General features: G+C 70.5%; 11 protein-coding genes. 4 read left to right on the top strand and 7 right to left on the bottom strand.

Annotated elements, in window-relative coordinates:
• Positions 1 to 14: 14 nt before the first annotated feature.
• The 4 genes from OHB01_RS09035 to OHB01_RS09020 form a co-directional block, all read right to left on the bottom strand.
• Entirely contained in the window at positions 15 to 1727 is a 1713-nt protein-coding gene (locus tag OHB01_RS09035) for a fibronectin type III domain-containing protein (RefSeq protein ID WP_328855209.1), read from the bottom strand.
• A 450-nt stretch (positions 1728 to 2177) separates the two neighbouring features.
• Positions 2178 to 3080 (bottom strand): carbohydrate ABC transporter permease, encoded by a 903-nt coding sequence (locus OHB01_RS09030; RefSeq protein ID WP_142650834.1) that lies wholly within the window; start codon positions 3078 to 3080, stop codon positions 2178 to 2180.
• A 2-nt stretch (positions 3081 to 3082) separates the two neighbouring features.
• Positions 3083 to 3922: a carbohydrate ABC transporter permease gene (locus tag OHB01_RS09025; protein ID WP_260617465.1), complete on the bottom strand. Its 840-nt coding sequence runs from the start codon at positions 3920 to 3922 to the stop codon at positions 3083 to 3085.
• Positions 3923 to 4002: 80 nt separating this feature from the next.
• Entirely contained in the window at positions 4003 to 5370 is a 1368-nt protein-coding gene (locus tag OHB01_RS09020) for an extracellular solute-binding protein (protein ID WP_312845780.1), read from the bottom strand.
• A gap of 339 nt (positions 5371 to 5709) precedes the next feature.
• On the opposite strand from OHB01_RS09020, the gene OHB01_RS09015 reads away from it, so the two are divergent.
• The 4 genes from OHB01_RS09015 (at position 5710) to OHB01_RS09000 (ending at position 10769) form a co-directional block, all read left to right on the top strand.
• Positions 5710 to 8145, top strand: a complete 2436-nt coding sequence (locus tag OHB01_RS09015) for a glycoside hydrolase family 3 N-terminal domain-containing protein (RefSeq protein WP_328855208.1) — start codon at positions 5710 to 5712, stop codon at positions 8143 to 8145.
• The gene (locus tag OHB01_RS09010; protein ID WP_142650830.1) at positions 8129 to 9154 is read left to right on the top strand and encodes a LacI family DNA-binding transcriptional regulator; all 1026 of its coding nucleotides are present in this window, start codon (positions 8129 to 8131) and stop codon (positions 9152 to 9154) included. Before OHB01_RS09015 ends, OHB01_RS09010 begins: the two co-directional genes overlap by 17 nt.
• A gap of 111 nt (positions 9155 to 9265) precedes the next feature.
• Complete coding sequence (locus OHB01_RS09005; protein ID WP_147943827.1) at positions 9266 to 9583, top strand: hypothetical protein; 318 nt, start codon at positions 9266 to 9268, stop codon at positions 9581 to 9583.
• Positions 9584 to 9743: 160 nt separating this feature from the next.
• Positions 9744 to 10769: an AraC family transcriptional regulator gene (locus OHB01_RS09000; RefSeq protein WP_142650827.1), complete on the top strand. Its 1026-nt coding sequence runs from the start codon at positions 9744 to 9746 to the stop codon at positions 10767 to 10769.
• Here OHB01_RS09000 and OHB01_RS08995 read toward each other — a convergent pair.
• The 3 genes from OHB01_RS08995 to OHB01_RS08985 form a co-directional block, all read right to left on the bottom strand.
• Positions 10738 to 11199, bottom strand: coding sequence for an ATP-binding protein (locus tag OHB01_RS08995; protein ID WP_205830914.1), 462 nt, complete (start codon positions 11197 to 11199; stop codon positions 10738 to 10740). The genes OHB01_RS09000 and OHB01_RS08995 overlap by 32 nt on opposite strands.
• A gap of 234 nt (positions 11200 to 11433) precedes the next feature.
• Positions 11434 to 11832, bottom strand: a complete 399-nt coding sequence (locus OHB01_RS08990; RefSeq protein WP_142650825.1) for a MerR family transcriptional regulator — start codon at positions 11830 to 11832, stop codon at positions 11434 to 11436.
• 275 nt (positions 11833 to 12107) lie between these two features.
• Positions 12108 to 12335, bottom strand: a complete 228-nt coding sequence (locus tag OHB01_RS08985; protein WP_142650824.1) for a hypothetical protein — start codon at positions 12333 to 12335, stop codon at positions 12108 to 12110.
• Positions 12336 to 12506 lie beyond the last annotated feature (171 nt).

The raw sequence follows: 12506 nt of genomic DNA, 5'->3' as shown, positions 1-12506 counted from the left end.
AGGGGCTCAGGGGCTCAGGGGAGCGTGGCAAGGAACGGCTTGACGGTCCTGGAGAAGTTCCAGTTGTTCGCGGCGTCCCAGTTGATCGACCAGGTCATCGCGCCCCTGATGTCGGGGTAGGCCTGCGCGGGGACGAACGACCCGCAGCCGGTGCGCCGCGCCAGGCAGTTCAGGGCGTTGGTGACCGTGCCGGGGGAGACGACGCCGCCGCCCGCCGCGCCGGGACCGGCCGGCAGGCCGAGCGCGACCTGGTCGGGGCGCAGGCCGTTCTGCAGCTGGATGCAGGCCAGCGCGGTCATGAAGTCCACCGTCCCCTGGCCGTAGACCCTCTGGTCGCAGCCGAGCATCGTGCCGGAGTTGTAGTACTGCATGTTGACGACGGTGAGGATGTCCTTGATGCTCAGGGCGAGCTTGAAATACTCCATGCCGGTCGACTGCATGTCGATGGTCTGCGGGGCCATCATGATGATCAGCCCGGAGCCCGCCTTCGCCCGCAGGTCGCGCAGCGCCTGGGCCATGTAGGTGGCGTTGAGGCCGTTCTCCAGGTCGATGTCGACGCCGTCGAAGCCGTAGCTCTGCATGATCGAGTAGACCGAGTTCGCGAACGCCGTGGCCGCGGACGAGCTCGCCACCTGCACGCGGCCCGCCTCGCCGCCGATGCTGAGGATGACCCTCTGGCCGCGCTGCCTGAGCGCCTGCACGTCGGCCTTGAACTGGGCCTCGGTGTATCCGCCGACGGCGGCGGCCAGGCCGGAGTCGAGGGCGAACGTCACCTGGCCCGGCGTGGTGGTCGCCTCTCCGAACGCGATCGCGACGACGTCGTAGTCGCGCGGCACCTGCGACAGCTTGAGCTCGACGGCGGGGTTGACGAAGTTGTGCCAGTAGCCGGTGAGGATGTGCCGGGGCAGCGCCCCGCCCGAGGAGCACCCGGTGGTCGTGCCGGTGACGGCGGCGCTCGCCGCCGACTCGCCCGCGGAGTTGTACGCCCTGACGGTGTAGGTGTGGGTGGTGCAGGCGCCGAGCGAGCCGATCGTCGCGGTGGTGCCGGTGACCTGGGCCCGCTGGAGTGTGCCCTCGTAGACGCGGTAGCCGGTCACGGCGCCGCTCGACGCGCCCCACGACAGCGAGATCGACGTGCCGGTGGTGCCGGTGACCGAGGGGGCGCCGGGCTGACCGGGCGTGCCGGTGCCCGCGCCGGTCGTGGCCGAGACGGCGGCGCTCGCCGCCGACACGTTGCCCGCCGCGTCCCGCGCCCTGACCGTGTAGCTGTACGTCGTGCCCGAGGCCAGGCCGCCGTCGGTGTACGTCGTCCCCGTCACGGTGGTGACGAGCTGCGAGCCGCGGAAGACCTGGTAGCCGGTCACGCCGACGTTGTCGGTGGAGGCGTTCCACGCGAGCGACACGCTGCTCGACGTCGTGCCGGTCACCCGCAGGTCGCCCGGGACACTGGGGGCCGTCGTGTCGCCGCCGCTGCCGCCGATCGGCTTCCACAGCGCCGGGACGATCGGCGGCTCCCAGCCGGTCAGCGACGTGTGCGCCTGGATGCACTCGTAGTCGGTGCCGTCGTACGTCACGCGTGCGCCCACGGCGTACCAGGTGTTGGGCGCCCAGGCCGCGTACGCGAGCACCGCGCGGGGCGCGGCCGACGCGGGGGCCGGGCCGGCTCCGACTCCTGCCAGACAGAGGCCCAACGCGAGCAACACCGCGCTGAGCAGCCGTTTCCTCATCAATGCCGTCCTTCCGGGGTGCCGATCGGCGTCCGCGAAAAGGCGTCGGGTGACACGACGGCCGGTCGCGTGACCTTTCCTCTCTTAGGAAAGTTTCCTAATAGTTTTGGCGCGAGCGTAACCCCGGAAAGACGGCCGTACAAGACCCGAACCCGAAGTGGTGGGGCCCGGAATGATGGCTGCACCTGTGATAGTCGCGCCCATCATTACTTCCTGGGCGTCTGCGATCGGGGAGGCCACGTGCACGGAGGCACCGGTCGACGTGCCTCGGCTGGAGCGCCTGGAACACCTGCGCGGGCTGCTGTCCAGCGGCAAGGTCGGCGCACTCCCAAGCTGCTCCTGTTCGCGCGCTCGGGGTTCTCCCCCGCGCTGCTCCGCCTCGCCGACAGACGGCCCGACGTGGAGCTCGTCGACCTGGGCCGTCTGTACGGCGGAGCGTGAGACTCCCGGCTACTTGCCGAAACCGGCGGTCAGGCCGCTGAGCAGCTGACGGCGGCCGACCGTGTAGAGGATCAGAATCGGCAGGATGGTCAGCACGACGGAGGCCAGAACGGCGGGCACGTTCACGCCGTACGGGCCGCCCTGGAACGCCGCCAGAGCCAGCGGCAGCGTGCGCTTGTCGGGGCTCTGGGTGAGGATCAGCGGCAGCAGGAACCCGTTCCAGACCTGCAGCGCGTTGTAGATCGACACCGTCACCACGGCCGGTCGCGTGAGCGGGAAGGCCAGGCCCCACAGGGTCTTCCACTCGGTCGCGCCGTCGAGCCGCATCGACTCGAACAGCTCCTTCGGCACGTCCCTGATGAAGTTGGACAGCACCAGCACCGACAGCGGGATCGCGAACGCGACCGACGGCAGCACCAGACCCGTCAGAGAGTCGTAGAGGTGCAGCTTGATGATGATCAGGTAGACGGGGATGACCGTCGCCTGCAGCGGGATCGCCAGGCCCATGAGGAACAGCGAGTTCACGCCGCGCAGGAAGCGGCTGGCGCCACTGCTGCGGACGATCGCGTACGCCGCCATGAACGAGAACAGCACCGACGGGATCACGGTGCCGATGGCGACGAGAAGGCTGTTCAGGAAGTACAGCGGGAAGTCCATCTCGATGACGAGACGGTAGTTGTCCAGCGTGGGATCGCTGGGCGGCGCGAACGGGTTGGTCAGGTAGTAGTTGGACTGCGTCTTCAGACTGGTGATCACGATCCAGTAGATCGGGATGATCACGATGGCCAGCCACAGCCAGCCCACCAGCCCACCCAGCCAGTTCGGGCGCTGCCGGCTCTTCGCCGGACGGCGTCCGTGCGCCCCGGACGTGGCGGGGCGCTTGGCCGCCCTCGATGTGTGGGTCGCCGTCACGGTCAGGCCCCTTCCAACTGACTGGCGTAGGGGTCGCGGCCGCCGATGCGGCGTAGCAGCAGCGCCAGGCCGAGGCCCACGAGGACGAGGATGACGCCGATCACGCAGGCCGCGCCCATGAGGTTGGCCTGGAAGCCGCGCTTGTACATGTCAAGCGCGAGCGCGCGGGTGGCGTCGCCGGGACCGCCCTCGGTCAGCACGAAGATCAGGTCGAAGAAGGTCAGGGAGCCGACGAGCATCAGCGTCGAGGACGTGATGATCGTGTACTTGAGCTGCGGCAGCGTGATGCTGAAGAACATGCGGACGCGCCCCGCGCCGTCCAGCTCCGCGGCCTCATAGAGCGAACGCGGAATCTGCCGCACACCGCCCTGGTAGAGGAGCGAGTGGAACGGGATGTACTGCCACGACACCACGAAGATCACGACGCCGAAGGCCAGGCCGGGCTCGCCGAGCCAGTCCTGGGTGAGGAAGTCGATGCCCAGCCCGGCGCCGAGGCCGAAGTTCGGGTCGAGCAGCGCCTTGAAGGTGATCGCGATGGCCGCGGAGCTGAGCAGCAGCGGGATGAAGTACAGCACTGCGAGCAGCTCGCGGTAGCGCTGGTGGCCCGCCAGGAACACGCCGATCAGGATGCTGGCGGGGGTCTGGAAGCCCCAGGAGAGCAGCATGATCAGGAACGTCACCCACAGCGCGTGCGGCAGGCCGGGGTCGGTGAGCACCTGCCGCCAGCTGTCGAACCCGGTCAGCTGGATCTCGCCCAGCGTGTCCCAGGAGGTGAAGCTGAGCAGCAGCACACCTATCAGTGGGATCAGCGCGAAGACGGCGAAGGCCACCAGGGCCGGCACGGCCAACCATGGCAGGACGCCGCCGCCGCGGCGCGAAGCGGCGGCGGGCGACGTCCTTCGAGCGGAAATAGCAGCCATGCTTACTTACCGATGACCGCGTTCATGTTCGTGGCGAAGTCCTGCGGCGAGATCGACAGCTGGAACAGCTTGGCGATGTTGTCGAGCAGCACCTCGGCCGCGGTCGGGCTGAGCGCCTGGTCCCACGACTGGGCGAAGACCTTGGCGTTGCTGGCGACGCCGTAGATGAAGTTCAGGAACTCGGCGTCCTTGGAGCCGGCGAACAGCTTGTCGGAGCCCTTGACGATCGGCACACCGCCGGTCTCGACCCACTGCTTCTGCTCTTCGTCGTCGAGCACGCCGGTGGCGAAGAACTTCTTGGCGATCTCCTTCTGCTCGGGGGTCGCCTTGGAGGAGATCGACAGGTACTGGCCGGGGTTCCCGACGGTGTTGCTCGGGTCGCCCTTGCCGCCGTCGACGCCGGGGAAGTTCATCCAGCCGAGGCCGCCGCTGGAGACGATGTCGCCGCCCTGCTCCTGCTGGATGCCGTACGACCAGCTGCCGTGCAGCATCATCGCGGCCTTGCCGGTGTAGAGCAGCGCCTGGTCGGCGTTGGAGTCGGCGGTGACGGAGGAGAAGCCCTTGATGAAGGCGTTGGCCTTGATCAGCTCCTGCATCTTGGTCAGGGCCTCGATGGAGGCGGGGTTGTTCCAGGCGTCCTTCTCGCCGTCGAAGACGGCCTGGAACACCTCGGGGCCGCCGATGCGGTCGAAGAGGAACTCCAGCCACATCATGTTGGTCCAGCGCGACTGGCCGGCGAGGGAGAACGGCGCGATCCCCGCGTCGTTGAACTTCTTCACCAGGTCGAGGATGTCGCCGTACGACTGCGGCGGCTGCGCCCCGACCTTCTCGAAGACCTTCTTGTTGTAGAACAGGACGATCGGCTGCACGGTCTCGCACGGCATCGCGTAGATCTTGCCGTCGATCGTCGCGGCGCCGAAGGCGCCGGGGAACAGCCGGTCCTTGACGGCGGCGTTCTCGTCGAACCACGAGGTGAGGTCCTCGACCTGGCCGGCCTGCACGTAGCTGCGCAGACCGCCGCCGCCCCAGCCCCAGATGATGGTGGGCGCCTGGCCCGCGCCGATCGCCGTCTTGATCTTCGTCTTGTACGCGTCGTTCTGGACCGTGGTGATCGCGATCTGGCCGTTGGGGTTGGCCTTGTTGAACCGCTCCACCGCCGCGGTGCGGGGGGCTTCTCCGGGCGGGCCCTGGAGGAACCAGTAGGTGGCCTTGCCGCCGCCCCCGCCCCCGTCGCCGCCGGCGGCACCGCCACCGGATCCGCCGCCGGAAGGGGCTGGACCGGACGTGCCGCAGGCCGCCAACGCGGCACCGAGGGGGAGGCCCATGGAGAGGGTGAGGAAGTTGCGGCGGGATGGTGTCCTGGACTCCACGCTGATCTCCGTACGTCGAACGCCGAGGCTGGCCGCGGCTCGTTGAAAAAACTCGGACGCGGCAGGGGGGCGACGTGGATCGGCACCCCGGTGCCACAGTCCACTCCTTCTTGAAGTCAGCTCGTTCGAAACATTTCGACACAAGCCGCGTGGCACGCCAATCTAGATTTGCGATACCTCACTGTCAAGAGCGCTCTCACGACCTCCCCAGCTTGACGTGAGGCGTGTGTAAAGTACCGACGAACAGGCGTCACGCTCGGCGATCACGGTTGACCGAAAGTTTAGCGATAGAACCGCCCCGGACGCCGAAATGTTTCGAAACCTTTTTGAGGAGAGCACATGACGGCCCCAGATCGGACGCACACGGCGGACGGGACGCTCCGGGCATGGCAGGACCGGACACTCCCCGTGGCCGATCGGGTCGAGGCCCTCCTCGCCGAGATGACGCTTGAGGAGAAGATCGGCCAGCTCGGCAGCAGGTGGATCGGCAACGACATGCAGGCGCAGGAGGAGATCGAGCCCGAGAACGCGCTCAATGTGGCCCCCATGCAGGACGTCTTCGCCGCCTCGGGCACGGTGCCTATAGAGGAGGCCGCACGCAATGGGCTCGGCCACCTGACCCGGGTGTTCGGCAGTGCTCCGGTGACTCCGGCGGAGGGCGCGGCCGAGGTGGTGCGGCTGCAGCGCGAGGTGGTGAAGCACTCCAGACTCGGCATCCCGGCGTTGGTCCACGAGGAATGCCTCACGGGTTTCACGACTTATGGTGCGACCGTATATCCGGCCGCGATCGCCTGGGGCGCGACCTTCGACCCCGAACTGGTCGAGCGGATGGCCGCCGCGATCGGCAGGGACATGCGGGCCGTGGGCGCCCACCAGGGCCTGTCGCCGGTGCTCGACGTGGTGCGCGACTACCGCTGGGGCCGGGTCGAGGAGACCATGGGCGAGGATCCGTACCTCGTCGCGATGCTCGGCTCCGCCTACGTACGCGGCCTGGAGAGCGCCGGGATCATCGCCACCCTGAAGCACTTCGCCGGTTACTCCGCGTCGCGGGCGGCCCGCAACCACGGCCCGGTGCCGATGGGCCGGCGCGAGCTGATGGACATGATCCTGCCGACGTTCGAGACCGCCATCGCCGAGGGCGGCGCGCGCTCGGTCATGAACTCCTACTCCGACGTGGACGGCGTGCCCGCCGCCGCCGACCCGTGGCTGCTGACCGAGGTGCTGCGCGACGAGTGGGGGTTCACCGGCACGGTCGTGTCGGACTACTGGGCGATCGCGTTCCTCGCGAAGATGCACCAGGTCGCCGCGGACCACGAGGAGGCCGGGGTGCTCGCGCTGACCGCGGGCATCGACGTCGAGCTGCCCGACACGCTCGGCTACGGCCGGCACCTGGCCGAGCGGGTGCGGCGGGGCGAGGTGCCCGAGGAACTGGTCGACCGGGCCGCGCGCCGCCTGCTCACCCAGAAGGTGCAGCTCGGGCTGCTCGACCCGGACTGGACGCCGGAGGGGTCGGTGGCCGGCGCGGACGCCGTGGACCTCGACTCTCCGGCCAACCGGGCGCTCGCCAGGGAGCTGGCCGAGCGGTCGATCGTGCTGCTCGACGCGGGCGACGCGCTGCCGCTGCTCGGAGAGGGGCGCCAGGGGCCCCGCCGGGTGGCCGTGGTCGGGCCCTGCGCCGACGACCCGCGCACGTTCATGGGCTGCTACGCCTTCCCCAACCACGTGCTGCCCCGCTATCCGAAGCTCGGGCTCGGGCTGGAGGCGCCGAGCCTGCTCGACGCGCTGCGGGCCGAGCTGCCGGACGCCGAGATCGTCCACGAGCGGGGCTGCGACTGGCGGGAGGAGGACCGCTCCGGTTTCGCCGCCGCGCTCGCGGCCGCCCGTGAGTCCGACCTGTGCGTGGCCGTCGTCGGCGACCTCGCCGGGCTGTTCGGGCAGGGCACCTCGGGCGAGGGCTGCGACGCCGAGGACCTGAGGCTGCCGGGAGTCCAGGAGGACCTGCTGGTCGAGCTGGCCGCCACCGGCACGCCGGTCGTGGTGGTCGTGGTGTCGGGCCGGCCGTACGCGCTGGGGCGGGTCAGCGAGGGGGCGGCCGCGCTCGTCCAGGCGTTCATGCCGGGCGAGGAGGGCGGGGCGGCCATCGCCGGCGTCCTGTCCGGCCGCGTGCAGCCCAGCGGGAAGCTGCCGGTGCAGATCCCGCGGACCCCGGGCGGGCAGCCGGGCACCTACCTGCAGCCGCCGCTGGGCTCCGACAGCCACGGCATCAGCAACATCGACCCGACCCCGCTGTTCCCGTTCGGCTACGGCGCGTCCTACACCACCTTCGAGATCGGCGACCTGGAGATCGATGGCGAGGAGGTGCCCACCGACGGGGAGTTCACCGTGTCGGTGCGGGTGCGCAACACCGGCGAGCGGGCGGGCGAGGAGGTCGTCCAGCTCTACCTGCACGACGTGCTCGCGCAGGTGACCCGGCCGATGCGGCAGCTCGCCGGGTTCGCCCGGGTGCGGCTCGCACCCGGCGAGAGCGCGCGGGCGACCTTCACCGTGCACGCGGACAGGACCGCCTTCACCGGCCGCGACCTGCGGCGGATCGTCGAGCCCGGGGACATCGACGTCTACGTCGGCACCTCCGCGTCGGACCTGCCGTGCCGGGGCCGGGTGCGGCTGACCGGCCCGCTGCGCCACGTCGGCCACGAGCGGCGGCTCGTCACCCCCGTGGACGTGCGACCGGCCGAGAGCCCCGATCAGGGAGGAACAGATGCCGCCCAGTCGTAGGCGGGCCACACTCGCCACGGTCGCGGCCTCGGCGGGGGTGTCGGTCGCGACCGTGTCGAAGGTGCTCAACGGCCGCAGCGACGTCGCGCCGGAGACGCGTTCCCTGGTGCTGTCGCTGCTGGCGCAGCACAACTACATCGCGCCGCCGCAGCGCCGGGGCGATACCGCGCCCGACACGATCGAGGTGGAGTTCGACGCGGACCTCAACGCGTACTCCACCGAGATCGTCCAGGGCGCGGTGCAGGCCGGGGCCGATCTCGACGTGGCCGTGGTGGTGAGCATCCGGCGCGACGCCGACCGCACGGGAGGGTGGGCGCGTGACCTGGTCGCGGCCGGACGCCGGGCGCTGGTCGCCGTCACCGGCGAGCTGACCGCCGTGCAGCTCACCGCCCTGGCCCGGGCGCGGCTGCCCCTCGTCGTGATCGACCCGCTGAACCTGCCGAGGGCCCGGGTGACCAGCGTCGGCTCGACGAACTTCGCCGGTGGCATGGCCGCGACGCAGCACCTGCTCGCGCTCGGTCACCGGCGCGTCGCCTATCTGGGCGGCCCGGCCACCGCGGCCTGCAACCAGGCCCGGCTGCACGGCTATCGGGCCGCGATGGAGGCCGCGGGCGCGCCCGTCCTGCCCGGGTACGCGCGGGCCGGAACCTTCCACTACCACGACGGCGTGACGGGCGGGGCGGCCCTGCTCGACCTGCCGGAGGCGCCCACGGCGATCTTCGCGGGCTGCGACGACATCGCGCTGGGCGTGCTCGAAGCGGCCCGGGCCCGGGGGCTGCGCGTGCCCGATGACCTCAGCATCGTGGGCTTCGACGACACGCAGATCGCCCGGATGGCCTCGCCGCCCCTGACCACCGTGCGGCAGCCGCTGCGGGAGATGGGCGCCGTCGCGGTCCGTACGGCGCTGCGCCTGGCGGCCGGGGAGCAGGTCGAGTCGCATCACGTCGAGCTCGCGACGGAGCTGGTGGTGCGCGGCTCGACCGCACCCGCGGCGCACACTGGAGGGTGAGCCCCGGGAAGCAATCGGCCGGAGCGAACGTTGCACAGTGCAAACGATGCGGTGCAAACGATGCCGTGCACATGATGCCGTGCAATTGACGCGGGAAAGTTGGTGGTCTCCATGACCGTCCAGGCAAAGGCACTCATCTCGCTCCTGCCCTCCGACCAGGGTGGCCTGCCGCACGAACTGCCCTCCCGCACACAGTCGCTGGTGATCTGCGCCGACGCGGGGGAGTACGGCAGCGGAGCGAGCCATCCCTTCCAGGCGGCGATCACGTCGGACGACGAGGAGCCGCTGATCCCGGGTGACCGCCTGCACGTGGTGACCATCGCGACCAACGACGACGACGCGGTCCTGTATCTGCGCCCCGGAGAGCGCTTCCGCCTGTGGTGCGGCCACGACGTCGGCACCGGCATCGTCTCCCGCCGCGTGATCTGAGCATCCGGCTGATCTGAGGGTCCGGGTGATTCGGGCCTCCGGGTGATCTGAGCGCGCCCTGGCGGTCCGCACCGCGGCCGTGTCCCAGCCGATCACATAGGCTTGAATCGTGCCCGCGACCTGCGGGAACGGGGGCCTGCGCCGCGGGGGGAGGCGGAAGATGGCCGAACAGTCGCTACCACTCGCCGCACACCTGCGGCTGCGCACACACGACGTCGACGAGGCCTGCAGACTGGTCGGGAACGACCTCGGCGTCCACGGACTGCGCCCGGTGGATCCGGAGATCCGGCTCGACGCCCGCCTGAACGGGGTCGCGTTCGACGGAGTCGGGCTCTATTCGCTCGGCTACGGCACGGAGGTGCTGATCACACCGCAGCCGGTGGACGACTATCTGCTCGTCGAGATCCCGCTGAGCGGCGCCGCCGAGGTGTCGCAAGGCCGGGAGCGGATCGTGGCGACGCCCGAGCTCGCCTCGGTGCTGTCGCTGACCCGGCCCATGTGCATGCGGTGGCCCTCCGGGCTCGAGTCGCTGATCGTCCGCTTCGACCGCGCCGCGCTCGAAGCCCACCTCGGCAGGCTCATGGGGCGCACCCCGCGCAGGCCGCTCACCTTCTCCCTCGGCATGGACCTGACCCGGCCGCCCGTACGGTCATGGCTCTCGGTCGTCGAGCTGCTCAGACGGGAGGCCGAAACCGGCGGGGCCATGCTGGAGCAGCCCGTCGCGCTCCGGCAGCTGGAGGGGCTGCTGATGACCCAGCTGCTGCTGGCCCAGCCCAGCAACTACAGCGAGGCGCTGTCGGGCGCCCAGCCCCGGGTCGCACCGACGGCGGTGGAACGGGCCGTCGAGCTGATCGAGGCGCGGGCGGCGGAACCGCTCACGGTGGAGGAGATCGCCGAGGCGGTGGGCGTCGGCGCGCGGGCGCTTCAGGAGGGGTTCCGGCGTCAGCTGGAGACGACGCCCATGAGCTACCTGCGGGAAGTGCGCCTCGACCGGGTGCGGGCCGAGCTCATGGTCGGGGATCCGGGCGCCACCACGGTCACCGACGTCGCCTATCGCTGGGGGTTCGTCCATCTGGGGCGGTTCGCGCTCGCCTACCGCCGGCGTTTCGGGGAGTCCCCGTCGGAGACGCTGCGCCGCGGAACGCGGGATGTTCTCAGCGGGCCGGCAGGTCCGCCCACCAGGTGATCGTGCCGGAGGGCCCGCTCCGGGCGCCGTGCCGGATGGCGAGGGCGTCGACGACGACGCCGCCGCGCCCGCACTCGCCCGGGGCCGCCTCGGCACCCGGCCACACCGGGGCCGCCCCGGCGTCGGTGACCTCGACCCGGATGATGTCGTGATCGCCCTCCGCGCAGCGGAGGAGCCGGAATTCGGCCGGCGGCAGGGCGTGGAGCACGGCGTTGGTCACCATCTCGGAGATCACCAGCACGGCCTCCTGCGCGGCGGTCCCGGGCGTCCCCCAGGCCGTCAGCACGCCGAGCGCGCGGTGTCGTACGGCGCCGACCTCCTGTGGAGTGTGCGGCACCGGACACGTGTATTCGTCGAGGACCGACTCGTCCGTACGGACGTCGGCGCGGTCCATGGTCTGCGAGTTCATCGTGTCGTGCTCCTTGGTCACCAGCGGGCACCTTCCGTGGCGAAGCGCCCCGCCCTTCCATGCGCGGTGCGTCAAACGGTCGGAAAGAGCGTCACTTATCGCAGATTAGGCAGGCCATACGAATGGTCGCTATCCCCAAGGCGAGGGCGGGTATCCGCATAACGAACCATTACCCGGACGCCTGTGCGGGCTCCGGTCCGTACGGGTCCCGCGGGGCCCGCGGGACGGGCCGGGGCCGCCGGGAGACGGGAAAGGTCAGTGCGCGGGCGTCGGCTTCGGGGCGCTCAACCGCTGACGCCGGAGCTGCTCGGCGAACTCCCTGGCCATCGCGAGCTGCTCGCGCAGCCTGTCGGCGCGTTCCGCGACCGCCCGCTCGAAGAGCTGCAGCCGGGCGACCAGGCCGGGATCGTCGTCGCCGCGCGCGAGCCGGTCGGTGATCTCCAGCAGGTCGCGCATCTCCTCCAGCGTGAACGCCAGCGGCTTCATCCGCCGGATCAGCGCCAGGCGCTGCACGTCCTCCTCGCTGTAGAGCCGGAAACCGCCCTGCGTGCGGGCGGGCACGACCAGGCCGACCTCTTCGTAATGGCGGATCGTGCGCAAAGACAGCCCGAGCCGCTCGGCGACCTCGCCGATCTGCACCAGACCTTCAGGCATCGCTCCGCTCACCTTTCCTACCCCCCGCGGTCAAAGCTCTCGCGGGTACGTCGCCACTCACGGCCTACCGTTACGTACGGGTGGAGTTTCGCAGAACAACGCCGGTTCCCACCGCGACGGCGCGCCCGGCGAGGGGGAAGGTGCCAGGCGGGCCGTGCGGTGGCGTTGACGCCTGCGATGGGTGAGCACGCGGCGAAGCGGAGTCCCACCGCAAGCGGGCCAGACTCTACTCTCACGGAAGGTTATGGAGCAATGATCTGGGAGCAGGAGCTCGATCAGTAGGTGCTGGGCTCCGGCTTCTCGACGTTCCACGTGACCGTGCCGTCCGGCTGGACGCACCTCCGGCGGACCCGGGTGACCAGCTGCGTCGGCAGCTGGAGCGCCGCCACCCAGGACCCGTTCCTACTCCGCTCGAAACAGATGTTGTCGCCGTTGACGACGACCCGGTCGGCGGTGAGGGTGCGCTGGAACCCGCTGTACATCCTGACGCGGTAGACGGACATCGTCCTCCTCTCCACGTGCGATCCCGTGTGGCCGGACCCGCCGCGCAGGACGTTCCCACGCGAGCGGGCCCCGGCGGGCGGCGAGGCCGCCCGGATACCTGGCCTTCCGGCGGTCACGACGCGGGGCGCGAGGACGGGACGTCGTAGGAGACGTCGGCGGGACGGCGGCGC

It is taken from the genome of Microbispora hainanensis (assembly GCF_036186745.1).
Classification (GTDB): Bacteria; Actinomycetota; Actinomycetes; order Streptosporangiales; family Streptosporangiaceae; genus Microbispora.
The sequence above is the reverse complement of the archived record's forward strand: the minus strand, read 5'-3'. Positions and strand labels throughout refer to the sequence as shown.